Source organism: Kangiella sp. M94 (assembly GCF_054926195.1).
This window is the reverse complement of the sequence record NZ_CM142903.1, coordinates 1,952,806-1,969,588: the sequence shown is the minus strand read 5'-3', so window position 1 is coordinate 1,969,588 and position 16,783 is coordinate 1,952,806. Positions and strand designations below refer to the sequence as shown.

The following is a 16,783-nucleotide window of genomic DNA, read 5'->3' as shown; positions in this document are numbered from 1 at the left end:
TTCATTAACTGGTTATGCTTATAATGAGTCGAGGCGTTCTTTTAATGATTTTACTCTGTCCTTATAAACTAATGCTAAATCATCAGAAGGGTTAATGGCTAAAATTTTATCCCAATAAAGTAAAGCCTCGTCTAGCTCTTGGTTGCGATAGAGGCGAAGTGCTTTTTGATGATAGTGTTCACTAACCTTATTACGAGCTCCTGTAAATAAAGCATTAGATTCCAAGCGAGTACCTGACACCTGCCAAGCACTGAGTAATATGTCGTAAGATTTATCAAAGGCTTGTTGATCGGCTAGTTGTTTGGCCTCCGCTAAATCCTGCTCAACGTTAAGCGCAGCTAGGTTAGAGAGTAAAATTTGCTGGCTTGATTCTGATAGTCGGCTATCGTCAATGAGCACCTGCAATAACTCTTCTGCTTCGCCAGTCAGCCCTTCTTGACGGTACAGGCGAACTTGGTTCTGAGTGGCAATAATGAGTTTTTCTTGAAGTTCATTGTTGTCAGATAGATCCTCCTGGCCGCGAGCATGCTCAATTGCTTCGTAATAACGTTGCTCTGATATCAAGCTATCCATTTCTGTTGGTTGAGATTCAACCTCTGAGGGACTCTGCGAAGGTTTTGAGGTTGTTTGAGATGAGGCTTTGGGTTTGACTAAAATCAGCCCTTTGCTGGGAAGCTGCAGCTGCTGGCCGACATAAATGGGCGCTTGAGGCTCAAGGTCATTTAGTTCTGCTATCTCAAGATAACGCTGCGCACTACCCAGCATTTTTTTTGCGATTGAACCCAAGGTATCCCCGGAGCGCACTGTATATTGGACTGTATCAGATTGTTGTTCGCTCTTACCGATCAGGTAAGAACGGCTACCATCACTGACATCTATAATTTCGACAGGCTCTTCACTTCTGTCTTCAACAAAGGAGCAGCCTGTTAGAGCCAGTGCTAGAAAAATTGTGCTGTAACCTTTCAAGAGATAGTACCTTTTTCCGGTGGACGAATATCGTGCTGACTATATTCAAACTAAATGGTGTAAAATCTTATAAATCAAGAGCCTACTGAACCTTTTTTATGATATCAAACCGTTTAACTGTCTGATGTGGCTTATACCACACTTATACAGAACAACCACTTTACACGGATTTTAAGATTGTAGGAATAGCCTTTAGTGGCGCTTCAGGATCCGTTCTTTAGTTTTATTCCATTCGCGTTCTTTTTCAGTTGCGCGCTTATCATGCATTTTTTTACCTTTGGCAAGGCCAATTTCCAATTTAACACGATGCTGCTTCCAGTACATGGCTAAAGTAACTACGGTGTAGCCTTGCTGATCAACTCCACGAAATAGCTGGGCTAGCTCACGGTCGTGTAACAATAGCTTTCGAGTTCGTGTTGGATCTGCAATGACGTGGGTTGAAGCAGTGGTTAGTGGTGTTATGTGGCAGCCAAAAAGGAATGCTTCACCGTCTTTGAGTAAAACATAGCTCTCCGCCAGGTTAACTTTGCCTGCACGAATGCTTTTCACTTCCCAGCCCTGCAAGACCAGACCTGCTTCGAAGGTATCTTCGATAAAGTAGTCATGGCGTGCACGCTTATTAAGCGCAATCGTATTGCCGGATGGTTTGCCCTTTTTCTTAGCCAAGGTTAATCCTGTGTCAAGGTTGTTGCAAAGTTAGACCGCATTATAGGTGTCTGGCTGCCATTGCTCAATAGTTGGTATTTAAGGGGAGGGCAGTGTTACAATTGCCGCACTTTTAAACCTGATAACTAGCTTTTTTGGCAATGAAAACCATTCGGCGACAAGCGCTTTTACCCTTTTCGGCAAAACAGATGTTTGATTTAGTAGATGATATCGAAAAATATCCTGAGTTCTTGCCAAATTGCAATGAAGCCAAGGTTCTTGAGAGAACTGAGAATACAGTGACCGCTACTCTGTCGGTGGCAAAGGGCGGTTTCGCTAAAGAGTTTACCACACGCAATACAAACCAGCCTTATAATAGTATTGCTATGGAACTGGTAATGGGGCCATTCAAACATTTGTCGGGGCAATGGACTTTTGATGAGTTGAGCGAGTCTGCCTGTAAAATTGAGCTGGTGGTCAAGTTTGAATTTTCTAACCCCCTTGCTAATCTGGCTTTTGGTGCTGTATTTAATCAAATGGCAGAATCTTTTGTGGATGCTTTCTCAAAGCGAGCAAGAAAGGTCTATACATAATGGTAACCGACGATAAGATTACAGTAGAAGTTTGCTATGCTTTGCCGGATAAACAGACATTATTGTCGTTAGAAGTTGAGGTGTCAGCTACCATTGAAGACATTATCCATCAGTCTGGCATACTTGAGTTACATCCTGAGATTGACCTCGCTCGAAACAGGGTTGGGATCTTCAGTAAGCTGGCTAAGCTAACGGATACATTACACAACGGGGATAGAGTTGAAATTTATCGGCCTTTAATTGCAGACCCTAAAGAAGTTCGTAAGCAAAGAGCACAAAAAAATAAAACATAATAAGGTCAAAAGACCTTAGTCAATAAGGAAGACAGTTACTTGGTACGTTATCTTTATACATTGTTATATATCCTCGCTGCACCTTTGCTGTGTCTACGCTGGGTCTACAAAAGTTTTAAGCCCCCACAGTACCGAGAACCCTTGCGCGAGCGCTTCGGCATTGTCAATAAAGAAGAAAAAAGCAGTATCTGGTTTCATGCCGTTTCAATGGGAGAGTCGAATGCTGCTATCGCCATCATCAAAAAACTTCTCGCTAAATATCCTGATCTCAATGTTATCGTAACCACTACGACTCCAACAGGTGCTCGACAAATTCATAACGGTTTAGGTGACAGGGTTAAACATCATTATTCGCCCTGTGATTTGCCGGGAACCATCAAGCGCTTTATTCGCCGTGCTAAACCTCGATTACTGGTGATCATGGAAACTGAGTTGTGGCCAAACTGGTTGCACCAATTAAAGAAAAACAACATCCCAGTCATTTTAGCGAATGCTCGCATGTCCGAACGTTCGGCAAGAAAATATCAAAAAGTGTCCTCATTAGCATTAGAGATGATGGAGTCATTCAGAGCAATTCTGGCTGTAAATCAATCTGATGCTGAGCGTTATAAAGGATTAGGGTTGCCTGCTGAAAACGTGGTGGTGACGGGTAATATCAAATTTGACATTGATCTTCCGCAGTTTGCCGATCACTCTTATTATCCTGACTGGAAAGGATTGCCAGTATGGATTGCTGCCAGTACTCACAAGGGTGAGGATGAGCTGGTACTGAAAGCACATCAGAAAGTTCGTGAAAAAGTTCCTCAAGCACGTTTGATTTTGGTTCCTCGCCATCCAGAACGTTTTGATTCTGTGGCGGGACTTATTACTGATTTTGGCTTTAAGCTTTCACGTCGTTCGAAACCTAATACCTGGTGCAAAAGTGCTGAGGTTTTACTTGGTGATACGATGGGGGAGCTAATGCAGGCGTTTAATATTTCAGACCTTGCTTTGGTCGCTGGTAGCTTTGCAGAAATTGGTGGTCATAACCCGATAGAACCTGCCGTATTAGCTAAGCCTGTTTTAACGGGACCCCATATTTTCAATTTTAATGAAATTTTTGGTGATTTAATTGAAGCCGGGGGCGCGCAGATGGTAGCTGATCAGCAAGAGTTGGTCGCTGCTGTCATTCAATTGTTTGAAAGCAAGTCGAACGCAGAAAGTATGGGTTCTAAGGCTGCTGTAGTCATAAACACCAATCGTGGTGCATTAGATAAAACGGTCAGCGTTATTGAATCGTATCTGTAGTAATTAAGATGCTACTCAATAACACCGACATGAAGTTGTTCGGTTTAGAATTGCTCTAACCAATTGTTAACTATCTTTAAATCCTGCTCAGTTAAAGTTCCGGCCGCTGCTTTGAGTTGTAAACTGCTGATGAGGTAATCATACTTCGCACGAATCATATTACGTTGGGAAGAGTAGGCTCCTCGTGTAGCAATTAAAACATCAACTATATTGCGGGTACCAGCCTGATAACCCTCTTGGGTTGACTCAAGTGAACTTAGGCTTGATTCATAAGCACGCTTATTGGCTTCAAATGATTTAATAGCTGTTTGCAGATTGGTGTAGGCCGTTCGAGCATTTTTTTGAACCAATCGATCACTCTGATCAAGCTCGTGGGTTGTACGCAAGTAGTTCTGCCTGGCTTGCTCAGTTTGAGCTGAAGTTCTAAATCCTGAGAATAGAGGAATGGTAACGGTGATCCCCGCTTGATAACCGTCCTGCATATTCAAAGTGTTTTGCTCAATATTTTGAACTGGAAAGAAACGGTCGGTATCGGTTTCCTGATCAGAATAAGTAACGTTGAAATTAGCAGTGGGATAATGGCCGCTACGATTACGTTTCACTTCTTCCCGAGCAACTCTCACCTCAAATTGTTTAGCTTTTAAGCTCAGGTTAGCTTCTCGTGCCGCTCGCATCCAGTCGTCAATATTTGCTGGTGTTGGAGGTGTTAAAGTGATGTCATTGCCTGTTGCTTCGAGCTCAGCATAATATTGACCGGTAATTTCGCGCAAGGTTTCCTTGGCATTATTATATTCATTCTCAGCAACCAGCTCACTGACTTGGGCCTGATCAAAATTAGCTTGTGCGTCTAAAAAATCAGTTGCGGTTGAGAGGCCAGACTCAAATTGTTCCCTGGTTAAATCCAGTTGCTTTTGTAGAGCTCTTTTTTCGGAAGAGGTAGCTTCTAATACTTCTTTGCGACTCAGTGTTTGAAAGTAAGCCTGCGCTGTGCGAGTCATTAGATTCTGCAAATTGGCTGCATGGTTTAACTCCGCCACTCTGACTCGCATCTCGGCTTGCTCTAAGGCAACCCAAAGGCTCCAATCAAACAACGATTGATTGAGCTGTACTCGGTAAGTTGTTGAGTCAACTGCATTGTTGAAAGGATCAGAAGGGCTACCATCAAGTCCTTGACCTGAATAGTCATAGTCGCTTCTCCCTTTTATAGCAGAAGCACTAACTTGCGGTAACAGGCCTGAGCGATTAATGCGTACGCCTTGTTCAGTCGCTCGTAAGTTTGCTTCACTGATTTTATACTGCGGGTCATTTTTCAGTGCATCCTGATAGACATCCAGGAGGTCGGTATTTGCATGTGTCGTTAAGCTACTCATTGATAGCACTGCAAGAGCGACCAGTTTAATTTTTAGCGTGGGTTTCATACCATATTCCAACATTAATTGTTTTAAAAGTACTGAGGTCTTATTACTTTTGTCTTGTAACTAGAATTCAAATTGTTCAGCGCGCTTTGCATTAATCAAATAAGGCAAAACTGTTTCAAATAAAATTTCTTCATGCCATTCATCCTCACCTGTTCGCGTAATCAATTTTGCTTTCATTGCGGGTTCTTGACCTACAATGCAAAACAGACGACCACCAATGGGTAAATGACGCTTGAATGTTTTTGGTAATTTATAAAAGCTACCCGTTATTGCGATAACATCGTAAGGCTTGTAATGTGGCCATCCAGTCGCCGCATCGCCTTCTTCAAACTCAATATTCTCAAGGCCAAGCTCCAAAGTCCGAGCTTGTGCTTGCTCAATAAATTCACCAACTATGTCGACGCTATAGACTTTATGGGCCAATTGCGCCATTAAGGCAGTACAATAACCTGTACCAGTGCCAATTTCTAATACCACATCACTGGGTTGTATGCGCAATGCCTGTAACATTCGAGCTTCTTCGCGAGGAGGCATCATGCATTGACTATGTCCGATTGAAATTTGCGTGTCGGCATAAGCCAGTGAGCGAAATTCTTCGGGTACAAATCTGTCGCGGGGTAAGCCTGAAATCAAATCGAGTAACTGGTTATCCAGCACATTCCATGGACGGATTTGCTGTTCAACCATGTTTTGTCGAGCCTGTTCCAAATCAAATATCGGCTGCTCCATGGACACCTCTCTTGGTTGGCTAAAGCATAGTAATTATTGGTATTTCAAACAATACAGTAAGTGTAACAGATTATGAAGTGCTAACCGTGTTGATGACTAAGGTCAGACTTGGGTTGGGCTATGGTTGGTGCTACATTAGCCACTTCTACTAACACAGTTTTTAAACAATCAAAGGTGGCGAAGTTGAAAAAACAATTTGGGCCAGATGATGTTGAGATGATTAAGACTGAAAATCTCTATCAGGGATTTTTCAGTATGAAGAAATATATTTATCGCCATCGACAGTATGCAGGTGACTGGAGCCCAATCATTCAACGTGAAATTTTCGAGCGTGGAAATGCAGTTGGTGTCTTGTTATTCGATCCAAGCCTTGATCGCTTTGTCATGATTGAACAGTGTCGCCCCGGTTCCCTTAAAGATAAAGACTCACCCTGGTTGCTGGAAATTATTGCCGGCATGGTTGAAGAAGGAGAAGAGCCGCATCAGGTAGCGCATCGAGAAGCAGAAGAAGAAGCCGGCTGTACCATCGAAAAACTGATTGATATGCCGGGCTACTGGGTCAGTCCAGGTGGTAGCACGGAATATGTGGATTTATTTCTGGGTTTGGTTGATAGCTCAAACTTGGTAGACTATGCCGGTTTGGATGGTGAGCATGAAGATATCAAGGTGTTAGCAGTGTCGCGACAAGAAATGTTGCAACTTCTGGCTAATGGCGGTATTAGTAATGCTATGGCTTTGATTGCCATCCAATGGTTTTTATTGAATGAGCAGCAACTGGAGCTTGCTGATGAAAGGGTCAACAGACCCTCGTAGCATGGACAGATAATTGATTATTAATGGGTGCTTATGCCTTTAGCAAGAAAATATGTTCCGGACCTGAAAGAGTTTATGGCATTGTGCGCCAGCAACTACCTTAAGTTGAATAAACTGATTGGTAGTGCTGGGGAGTCACTGTGCCATGAGTTTGACGGGATTTACCTGAGCGTTGAAAAGCAACCTGATGTGACAATAACACTGGAACAAATGAGTCGTTACACTGCTACCTATCGCTTGAGCCAGTATTGCGATAGCTCGGCGCCCTATGCTGCGGCTGTCAATCGTGAATTCCTGGTTCGTCTATACCACGATGCCCAGATGGCCGAAGTCTTGTCAGGATTGAATGAAGGAATGCTACCTCCTGTCTATATCTACCCCAATATCGAGATGAAACAGCCCGATGAAAAGCTCCAATTGAATCGATTCTTGGGGGAATGGCTTAACTTTTGTCTACAATTTGGTCAATCTCACACTGCGAATACGACCCACTTAGCGTTTTTGCAATAGCATATAAGCGATAATACTAATAACAGATAGGAGATTGATTTGACTTACGACTGCAAACGCCTATTTATTGGGCGACCTGAAATGACTGTTTTACACCTTTCAGATCCGCATTTGTTTGCTGATGACCAAGGTAGTCTGCTGGGTGTTAATACACAAGAAAGTTTCTGCGCTGTATTGGATGATATCCGTGCGCGAGCTATCGATCCTGACGTGATTATCGTCACCGGTGATATTTCCCAGGACTATTCAAAAGCCTCCTATCAGTTCTTTGCCAAGCAGATGGCTAAATTTGGTAAGCCAGTCTTTACGCTCGCAGGCAACCATGACGAAGTTGAGTACTTAGCCAACTTTCTATCCGAAGCCCCCTTGTTTAACCATAAACAAATTCTTACCGATCATTGGCAGATTTTAATGGTCGCGAGTCACATTGAAGACGAAGTTCATGGTCAGATAGATCAATCTGAGCTTGAGTGGGCTCGACGTTGCCTGGAACAAAACTCTGATTTACCTACCATGATCTATATGCACCACCACCCGGTTCCGGTGGGCAGTGACTGGCTGGATGAAATTGGTGTCAGTAATAAAGACGATCTGTTGGAGTTAGTGACCGAGCATCCTCAAGTGAAACTATGTGGCTTTGGTCATGTTCATCAATTCTCCGAGTATAAAATTGATAATGCCGTCTATTGCTCGGTTCCTTCTACCTGTGTTCAGTTTAAACGCCATTCAGCTGACTTTGCTGCTAGTGGAGAAACTCCTGGCTACGCAGTCTATCAATGTCATGCTGATGGGGCGATTGATAAGCAGCATTATCGGGTTGACCATTATTTACCCAATGTGAATTTTGCCATTTCTGGCTATTAATCAGCGGCTTAATTAGTCTCTGTTGAAAGCACCTTACACCATTCAATAATTTTACTTGCACTTGCTGATCGGCCTTTATAGGATAAGAGCCGAATAACAATATATTGAGTCAATTTGACTCTCCTAACACAAAATCAATAATTTACTTATGGCGAATAATCAATATACAGCTGAATCCATTGAGGTTCTCAGCGGCCTTGATCCAGTTAAAAAACGTCCCGGTATGTATACCGACACCAGCCGTCCTAATCATCTTGGACAAGAGGTGATCGATAACAGTGTGGATGAAGCTTTAGCAGGACATGCAAAAACCATTAAGGTGACTTTACACAAAGATGGCAGCCTTGAGGTTGAGGATGACGGGCGTGGTATGCCGGTTGATATTCATCCAGAAGAAGGTATCCCGGGCGTCGAACTCATTATGTGCAAACTGCATGCAGGCGGTAAGTTTTCGAATAAAAACTACCAGTTTTCAGGTGGCTTGCATGGTGTCGGTATCTCGGTAGTTAACGCCTTGTCGAAACGTGTTGAAGTGACAGTTAAGCGCGATGGTAGTCAATACTTCATGGCCTTTGAAGATGGCTTTAAAGTTAAAGATCTGGAAGTGGTTGGTGAAGTTGGCAAGCGCAATACCGGAACCAGTGTTAAATTCTGGCCGGACAGCAAATACTTCGATAGCGAAAAATTCTCAATCTCACGTCTTAAGCATCTTCTAAAAGCTAAAGCGATTCTATGTCCTGGCTTAAAGGTGGTCTTTGATAACAAGACTGCAGGCGAGCAGGATGAATGGTTGTATGAAGATGGCTTAACGGCTTATTTGTTAGAGCAGGCGGGTGGCTTTGAAAGATTACCTGAAGAGCCTTTCACTGGCTCTTTGCAGGGAGAAGCTGAAACGGTGGATTGGGCGTTCATGTGGTTGCCGGAAGGTGGTGAATGCCTGGCAGAAAGTTACGTCAACCTGATTCCAACGCCGCAAGGCGGCACACACGTCAATGGTTTGCGTAATGGCTTATTAGATGCCATGCGTGAGTTCTGTGAATTCAGAAATTTATTACCGCGCGGTGTTAAGTTAAGTGCCGAAGACGTGTGGGATCGCATCAGTTATGTGCTATCGGTCAAGCTGGATGACCCCCAGTTCTCAGGCCAGACTAAAGAGCGTTTATCGTCTCGTCAATGCGCTACCTTTGTTGCGGGTGTGGTCAAAGATGCATTTAGTTTGTGGCTCAACCAGAACCCCGTGATTGGCGATGCACTCGCCGAGCGTGCGATCAGCAATGCACACAAGCGGATGCGCGCAAGCAAGAAAATCGTGCGTAAAAAAGTCACACAAGGCCCTGCGTTACCGGGCAAGTTAGCCGATTGTGCAGGCACCGATGCCATGAGCAGTGAGCTGTTTCTGGTAGAGGGTGACTCAGCGGGAGGTTCAGCCAAGCAAGCACGCGATAAAGAATATCAGGCAATCATGCCATTACGCGGCAAAATCCTGAATACCTGGGAGGTGGATTCCAATCAGATTCTGGCTTCACAGGAAGTGCACGATATTTCGGTAGCGATTGGTCTGGATCCAAGTTCTGATGATTTAAGCAAACTCAGGTATGGCAAAGTCTGTATTTTAGCGGACGCTGACTCCGATGGTCTGCATATCGCCACTTTGCTGTGTGCTCTGTTTGTTCGTCATTTCAGGCCATTAGTGCGTGCTGGCCATGTGTTTGTCGCCATGCCGCCGTTGTATCGTATTGATGTGGGCAAAGAAGTTTTTTATGCCCTGGATGAAGATGAAAAGCAGGGCTTATTGGATCGCATTAAAGCAGAGAACAAGCGTGGCAAAATTCAGGTTCAGCGCTTTAAAGGTTTGGGTGAAATGAACCCTAAGCAATTGCGTGAAACTACTATGGCCCGCGAAACTCGCCGTTTGGTGCAGTTAACCTTAGGTGGTGATGGTGAGGCCGAGCATATTATGGATATGTTGTTGTCGAAAAAACGTGCTTCTGACCGTAAAGAATGGTTGGAGCTGAAAGGCAATAAAGCAGAAATTTAAAACGAGAAGTGAACTGTCGTGGAAGAAATGAATTACGAAGGTATTGAGAAAAGGTCGCTGGCGGAATTTACCGAACAGGCTTATTTGAATTACTCCATGTATGTGATCATGGATCGTGCCTTGCCGCATATCGGCGATGGCTTGAAACCCGTCCAGCGTCGTATTGTTTATGCGATGAGCGAGCTGGGCTTAAAGGCAACAGCAAAATATAAAAAGTCCGCGCGTACTGTTGGTGACGTGTTAGGTAAGTTTCACCCGCATGGTGATTCGGCCTGTTATGAAGCCATGGTTTTGATGGCGCAGCCCTTTTCCTATCGTTACCCATTGGTCGACGGTCAAGGTAACTGGGGGGCTCCGGATGATCCTAAATCATTCGCGGCCATGCGTTACACCGAATCACGTTTAGCAGCTTATGCTGAACTGTTGCTCAGTGAGCTGGGGCATGGCACGGTCAACTGGACGGCTAATTTTGACGGCACGATGGATGAGCCGGAAGTGTTGCCTGCGCGTATCCCGAACCTTCTGCTTAATGGCACCACCGGTATTGCGGTTGGCATGGCTACGGACATTCCGCCACACAATTTAGCAGAGGTGGGCAAAGCGTGTGTTCATCTATTGGAAAATCCTAAAGCTGAGTTGCCAGACTTATTAGAGTTTATACAAGGGCCAGACTTCCCGACTGATGCAGAAATTATTACGCCAAGGTCTGAAATACTTGAGCTGTATGAAAAAGGGCGTGGCTCGATTCGGATGCGAGCACGCTTTGAGAAAGAAGAGGGTGATATTGTTATTACCTCGCTGCCACATCAGGCGTCTGGATCTAAAATTCTTGAACAAATTGCTGCCCAAATGCAGGCCAAGAAATTGCCGATGGTTAGCGATTTACGTGACGAGTCTGATCACGAAAACCCGACTCGTTTGGTGATAGAGCCTCGTTCCAACCGAGTTGATGTGGAAGAGTTGATGCGTCACCTGTTTGCAACGACCGATCTGGAGCGTACCTATCGCGTTAACATGAACATGATTGGTATCGACGGCAGGCCACAAGTGAAAAACCTGCGTGTGATGCTGAAGGAGTGGCTTGAGTTCCGCCACGAAACAGTTCGCCGTCGTTTGCAGCATCGCTTAGATAAAGTGATGGACCGGTTGCATATCTTGGATGGCTTATTGATTGCTTATCTGAACATCGATGAAGTGATTCATATTATTCGAACTGAAGATAAACCAAAGCCAAAATTAATGGAGCGTTTTGATTTATCGGATCGTCAGGCAGAATCCATTCTTGAGTTGAAGTTACGCCATTTGGCAAAGCTTGAAGAGATGAAAATCAAAGGCGAGCAGTCTGAGCTTGAAGATGAAGCGGACTGGTTGCAGCTAACGCTTGGCTCAAAGCAGCGCATGAAAACATTGATTAAGAAAGAGATTGAAGAAGTTATCGAGCAATATGGCGATGAGCGTCGCTCACCGATTGTAGAGCGTAAGGAAGCCAAAGCGCTATCTGAAACTGAATTGCTACCGACTGAGCCAGTAACTGTGATTCTTTCCGAAAAGGGTTGGGTACGTTGTGCTAAAGGTCATGATGTCGATGCTGTGGGCATGAATTATCGCTCCGGCGACAAGTACCTAGATTCAGCACAAGGTAAAAGTAATCAATACGCTGTGTTCCTTGATTCAACTGGAAGAACTTTCTCATTGTTAGCCAATACATTGCCATCTGCACGTGGCTTAGGCGAGCCTGTAACTGGTAGGGTTAACCCTATTGCCGGCGCTGAGTTTATGGCAACTTTAATGGGAGAGGACGATGATAGGTTCCTGTTCGCAACTGATGCAGGCTATGGGTTTGTTGCTAAATTTAGTGATTTGGTGACCAAGACTCGAAACGGCAAAGCCTTTTTGAATCTTCCTTCAGGCTCTAAGGTTATTAAGCCTTGCACTGTTACTGATCCAGCAAGCCAGTTCTGTGTTGCTGTGTCTAATGAAGGTCGAATGCTGGTTTTCCCGCTAACCGATTTGCCGGAGCTGGCAAAGGGTAAGGGGAATAAAATCATTAGCATCCCAACCGCGAAACTAAAACTACGAGAAGAGTTTATGGTCGCTGTGGTGGCGATCAGTGAAGAAGATAGTTTGGTGATCCACTCAGGAAAACGTCACCTCACACTGAAGCCAAAAGATCTGGAGCATTATCGAGGTGAGCGAGGTCGTCGAGGCCATAAACTACCGCGCGGATTTCAGCGAGTGGAGCGTATCGAAGTGGACGGCAAAGTTTAGGCATTCGCGCTGTATGTAACACTGTAGTATCCATGGAAAAACAAAAGGCCATCTTCTGATGGCCTTTTGTTTGTGTTTGGTTAACCCCATAAGTTAACTGCCTAGCAGGAAGCGGGCTTGTCGCTCTATGCCACTTCGTTGCTGTGCTTCGATATCAGGCACCCGGGTTAACTCAACTGCACCGATTGATTCTACCTCAAGCTCAATATGTTCTTCACTATCTATAAATGACTGATGTTTGACATCCGACTCCAACCAGATTCCGGGCTCAATCACTTCAAAAAAGGTTTCATAGATATCACGGTCAAAATTTAGGTTGTGAATTAATATTACAGGCTCAAGCTTGAGTTGTCTCATGGCTCTTGCCAGAACCTGCAGCTGTATTAATTGATTTGACTCTAGCCTATGCGAATCTTTGCCCAGGATGAGTAAAGAGTGTTTAAAGCTTAAAAAATAAATCTTGTTTTTGGGCAGCCAGCGATTAAAAACGGTTAATAGCTGATGGGTGGCTTGTTCATCAAGACGTTCCCAATTGGCTTTAATGACATATTGGCTGCCACCACCCTGCTGCTCTTTTTTACCATTACTATGCTTGAGGAGTTGGCGTAGCAATTGGTTTTGACTGGGTGGTTCTTTGCCGGTTACGCTGGATTGGTCTTTGGGTTTACGACTTTTCCACCTCTTGCGAATATTTCTGAAAGATAGCACGAATAACAGAATCACCCAGCTAAATCCGCTAATAATCCATATCATGATGGGCTGGGCAACAGCTTGTGAGATAAGAGAGGCTTGAGCGGTGGGGCTGAAATACAGGGTTAAATAACCATTCTTCTCATCCTGATAATAAATATCGGCGACAACAGAGCGTAAGTCGCTGGGTATTTCATCTGCTTCCATATTGGACATCAAGCTACCATCACGTTGGTAGATGGTTACTTTATAAATGCTATCGTTCTCATACAGGCCCTTGGCAACAGCTTCTATCGAGTCTTTATCCTCGGTATGAATAAAACTCCCCAACTGACTGGATGATGCTGTAGTTAGCATTTCAGTATAGCTATTAATATAATTCTGTTGCTGCTGATACTGCTGCTCTGTGAGCCACAAATGTAACAGGCTACTGGAAATAGCAAGAATGATAGCAGAAAAAAACAGTGCCTGTGTGTTAGCGCTTTTGAATAATGTCAATTTGATGCCAATATCCCTTATTCTATAAATTACCGTGGGCTTTTCTTGAGGGTTAATATACCATAGTTTTTTTATCTGAATAGAATCGTCTCTATTGTGATAACCAATCAGAAGCCTTTTATGTCTGACTATTATTTATATCTATTTAATCAACAAAACACTGAATACACACTTAACCCACTGCTAGATGCAGGTTTATTAGAGTCATTTACTCAGGAAAGCACTCAATCTTCAGCCATTGCCATATATAGGATTTCTGGTTCTGAGAGCATTTTAAAGTCTACATTTTATGAGCACAGCTTGGTCCATCGCTTTGACTATTGTTTACTGCCTGTGGGTAGGTCATATGGTCCATTTAAGTTAGCTGTGTTTGACATGGATTCCACTTTGATTCCCATAGAGGTTATAGATGAGCTGGCGGTACAGGCTGGGGTTGGTGAGGAAGTAGCGAACATTACTGAAGCCGCTATGCGTGGTGAGCTTGATTTTAATCAAAGCTTGGAACAAAGGGTAAAGCAACTCGAGGGGTTATCGATGGAGGCGATCGAGGTAGTCAAGAGTCAGCTAGTGTTTAACCCTGGGGTTGAGTCATTTTGTCACTTTTTTGTTAAGCAAAAAGGTGCTATTGCAATTGCTTCCGGTGGTTTTATGCCTTTTGCAGAAACGCTCGCCAATCGGCTTCCTTTTTTACAGATTAAAGCTAATCGATTAATGGATGATAATGGAGTCTTAACTGGGGAAGTGGAGCATCCGATTGTTAATGCTGATGTGAAAGCCCGTAGTTTAAAAGAGTGGGCAGAAGCAGGTGGTTTGCTTGACAAGCATTGTATTGCCGTGGGAGACGGTGCCAATGATTTAAAGATGCTGCAAGAGGCTGGAATTGGTGTTGCTTATAAAGCAAAGCCGACTTTGGGTAAGTCGGCTGATTGTGTGTTAAATGTAGGTTACTTGGACAGTTTGATAGCATTGCTGCCCATGATTGAGCAGCGACATAAGCATAACGACTAAGCTTGTAAGCGCTGTTACTTAAAAATCGTTATCAGCAAAGTCATAGTTCAGTTTGGACATTGGTTTCGAGATATAGTTACCCGTGACAAAGTCTACGCCCAGTGGCCAAATTTGCGCTAACGATGAGGCCTCTTCCAGGTTGGTAATAATCGCTTTAGCTTGAACATTATGGGCTGCTGTTATCAGGGGTGCTATCTTGTCAGTGCCTTGTTCTTTCAATACTTCAATCATGCGTCCATCAAAAGCCACGTAGTTAGGACGAACGGATTGAATAAGCTCTAATTCATTCGCTTGCACACCGGATAGACAGAATTGAATACCGTCTTTATTAAACACATCTTTTAGTTCAATAGCTTTTTTCAGGTAGGTCGCAGCAAAGTGACTCTTAAGCGTTAGAATTAAACTTTTACTGTCAATTCCCGATTTTGCAATGCTTTGGCGAACCCAACGGCTGGCATCTTCCCTCAATAATGTATTGGGGTGCAGCGTCAGAAATAATTTGGTTGATTTGCCTTCGGCTTTTTCCTTTGCAAGCATCTTCAAACTATGGGTGAATGTGATTTTATCAATATCCGCATCAATACCAACCTTCTCGAAGATTGGAAATATACCCTTACCAAGGCCCCACTTGCCATCTTGCATCTTGTAGCGGAAGTAGCAGATATATTGCTGATCAGGACTCCCTTGCAGGCTCATCATAGGTTGATAGAAGAGGGTCATATGACCTTCGTCTCTGGCCTGGGCGAACTCATCATACAAGACTTTTTCTTCGTCGGTTAATAAGCTATCAATTGAAGGATTGAACAACTCATAACCATTACCACCATTGTCCTGAACCTTATGGCTGACTGCTGTAGCATGGAGTACCAGCTTGTCAGGCTCAAGATCATTGTCATGACAGGTTACGCCGCCAATACTGAAGGTAAGGTGTAGGGTTTGTTCTGATACCTCAAAAAGGTGTGAACCAATTTCAGATAGTAATTTCTTCGGTAGTTCGCTAGCAGACATTCCTTTTCCAAACGAAATGATGCCGAAGCTACTATCGCTGATTCGAGCAACGATAGCTTTATCGCTAACGTGTGCCTTCATCCAGTCGGCAACATCTTTTAGTAAGTCATCACAGGCTGCAATCCCGTATTCAGAGCGGTATTTTGAGAACTTGTCTATCTCAACCAGATAAAGCACGGTATCGATTTTGGTGTCGCGCGACTTATTGGTAATATCTTCTAATCTGTCCATAAATGCTGGACGATTAAGAAGCCCAGTTACCTGGTCAATCTCACTGACTTCTTTTAATTTTTTAAGAAGTTCCGTTTGATCGCTGACCTCACGAACAACCAGTTGTACACATTGCTCATCGTCATAAACTGCTGAGGAAACAATAAAGTCTGCTTCAAATGTCTCACCGTTAGCATTTTTGCCTTTGAGCACCTGGCTGACTTCTTCACCGCTCTTAGCTTGCTCTTTAAGCAGTGACTTGATTTTGTCAGTATCTTCAGAATCAATCAGATCCATGATGGTCATGACAATAATATCATCCTCTTCATAACCAAAACGCTCAAGGTATGTTGGATTGGTGTAGATATGCATTCCATCATGAATGTAAGCGATAGCATCTTTTGAACTTTCTAACAGTAATTGGTTTCGTTTGCTTGTTTCCGAAACCATTTTGCTGGACGCAACTAATTTAGCTTCAGCGTTAACCAGCTGCTGTTCACGCTTAATAAGCAGAGTCAGTAAATCTTTAGCACTGCTGGGAATGCAGTCCTTAAGGCCTTTGGTAATTGCGTCGAAACGTTGTTGCTCTGAATAATTACTGCTTAAAAGGATTGCCGGTACTGGTTGTTTTTGGCTATTAAGCAAAGTTAATGCTTGTTGGATGGGCAAGTTATCAAGCTCATCCAATAAGAGAGCCTGTTGCCATTGTTTTTCATCAATAGCAGCTTTTAATTGCTCGCTATTAGCAACAACCTGATGGCGGATTGGAAGCCCCTGGTTTTTTAAATGACTGGCAAGCTGCTCGCTGTCATTGGCCGAGGCTGAGAAAATCAGGGTGTTTATGGGTGAATTATTGCTCTGTTTTGTCATCACGAATCGAGTTACCTTGAGGATCCCTTATGTTATCTGCTTTTACTTGAAAATGATTTAACTGCAGCACAAATT

At 43.7% G+C, this 16,783-nt stretch carries 15 protein-coding genes; 9 read left to right on the top strand and 6 right to left on the bottom strand.

Annotated elements, in window-relative coordinates:
• Positions 1–18: 18 nt before the first annotated feature.
• Together ACYTXU_RS09090 and smpB are read right to left on the bottom strand one after the other, a co-directional pair.
• A complete protein-coding gene (locus tag ACYTXU_RS09090) occupies positions 19–966 on the bottom strand; it encodes a LysM peptidoglycan-binding domain-containing protein (protein WP_462206375.1) in 948 nt (315 codons plus the stop codon).
• Between the two features lie 192 nt (positions 967–1,158).
• Entirely contained in the window at positions 1,159–1,632 is a 474-nt protein-coding gene (gene smpB, locus ACYTXU_RS09085) for an SsrA-binding protein SmpB (RefSeq protein WP_462206374.1), read from the bottom strand.
• A gap of 140 nt (positions 1,633–1,772) precedes the next feature.
• On the opposite strand from smpB, the gene ACYTXU_RS09080 reads away from it, so the two are divergent.
• Genes ACYTXU_RS09080 through waaA form a run of 3 tightly spaced genes read left to right on the top strand, consistent with a single transcriptional unit; the run spans position 1,773 to position 3,784 of the window.
• Positions 1,773–2,204, top strand: coding sequence for a type II toxin-antitoxin system RatA family toxin (locus ACYTXU_RS09080; RefSeq protein WP_462206373.1), 432 nt, complete (start codon positions 1,773–1,775; stop codon positions 2,202–2,204).
• Complete coding sequence (locus ACYTXU_RS09075; RefSeq protein WP_462206371.1) at positions 2,204–2,497, top strand: RnfH family protein; 294 nt, start codon at positions 2,204–2,206, stop codon at positions 2,495–2,497. The genes ACYTXU_RS09080 and ACYTXU_RS09075 overlap by 1 nt, the downstream gene beginning before the upstream one ends.
• A 39-nt stretch (positions 2,498–2,536) precedes the next feature.
• Entirely contained in the window at positions 2,537–3,784 is a 1,248-nt protein-coding gene (waaA, locus tag ACYTXU_RS09070) for a lipid IV(A) 3-deoxy-D-manno-octulosonic acid transferase (protein WP_462206370.1), read from the top strand.
• A 44-nt stretch (positions 3,785–3,828) separates the two neighbouring features.
• Here the strand turns inward: waaA and ACYTXU_RS09065 are convergent, their stop codons facing one another.
• A complete protein-coding gene (locus ACYTXU_RS09065) occupies positions 3,829–5,202 on the bottom strand; it encodes a TolC family outer membrane protein (RefSeq protein WP_462206368.1) in 1,374 nt (457 codons plus the stop codon).
• Positions 5,203–5,262: 60 nt separating this feature from the next.
• Positions 5,263–5,931, bottom strand: coding sequence for a protein-L-isoaspartate O-methyltransferase family protein (locus tag ACYTXU_RS09060; protein ID WP_462206367.1), 669 nt, complete (start codon positions 5,929–5,931; stop codon positions 5,263–5,265).
• 183 nt (positions 5,932–6,114) lie between these two features.
• Between ACYTXU_RS09060 and ACYTXU_RS09055 the strand changes: the two genes are divergently transcribed.
• The 5 genes from ACYTXU_RS09055 to parC all read left to right on the top strand — a co-directional run bounded on the left by ACYTXU_RS09055 (position 6,115) and on the right by parC (position 12,424).
• Positions 6,115–6,744 (top strand): NUDIX domain-containing protein, encoded by a 630-nt coding sequence (locus ACYTXU_RS09055; RefSeq protein ID WP_462206366.1) that lies wholly within the window; start codon positions 6,115–6,117, stop codon positions 6,742–6,744.
• 33 nt (positions 6,745–6,777) lie between these two features.
• Entirely contained in the window at positions 6,778–7,254 is a 477-nt protein-coding gene (locus ACYTXU_RS09050) for a DUF1249 domain-containing protein (protein ID WP_462206365.1), read from the top strand.
• A gap of 81 nt (positions 7,255–7,335) precedes the next feature.
• Positions 7,336–8,118 (top strand): 3',5'-cyclic-AMP phosphodiesterase, encoded by a 783-nt coding sequence (gene cpdA, locus ACYTXU_RS09045; protein ID WP_462206364.1) that lies wholly within the window; start codon positions 7,336–7,338, stop codon positions 8,116–8,118.
• A 148-nt stretch (positions 8,119–8,266) separates the two neighbouring features.
• Entirely contained in the window at positions 8,267–10,156 is a 1,890-nt protein-coding gene (parE, locus tag ACYTXU_RS09040) for a DNA topoisomerase IV subunit B (protein WP_462206362.1), read from the top strand.
• Positions 10,157–10,183: 27 nt separating this feature from the next.
• Positions 10,184–12,424 carry a DNA topoisomerase IV subunit A gene (parC, locus tag ACYTXU_RS09035; protein ID WP_462209401.1) on the top strand — a complete coding sequence of 747 codons (2,241 nt, stop codon included), beginning with the start codon at positions 10,184–10,186 and terminating at the stop codon, positions 12,422–12,424.
• A 93-nt stretch (positions 12,425–12,517) separates the two neighbouring features.
• Here parC and ACYTXU_RS09030 read toward each other — a convergent pair whose 3' ends face one another.
• The gene (locus ACYTXU_RS09030) at positions 12,518–13,612 is read right to left on the bottom strand and encodes a hypothetical protein (protein WP_462206361.1); all 1,095 of its coding nucleotides are present in this window, start codon (positions 13,610–13,612) and stop codon (positions 12,518–12,520) included.
• 120 nt (positions 13,613–13,732) lie between these two features.
• Between ACYTXU_RS09030 and serB the strand changes: the two genes are divergently transcribed.
• Positions 13,733–14,620, top strand: a complete 888-nt coding sequence (gene serB / locus ACYTXU_RS09025; protein ID WP_462206360.1) for a phosphoserine phosphatase SerB — start codon at positions 13,733–13,735, stop codon at positions 14,618–14,620.
• Positions 14,621–14,638: 18 nt separating this feature from the next.
• Here the strand turns inward: serB and ACYTXU_RS09020 are convergent, their stop codons facing one another.
• Positions 14,639–16,708, bottom strand: coding sequence for an EAL domain-containing protein (locus tag ACYTXU_RS09020; protein ID WP_462209400.1), 2,070 nt, complete (start codon positions 16,706–16,708; stop codon positions 14,639–14,641).
• Between the last annotated feature and the right edge of the window lie 75 nt (positions 16,709–16,783).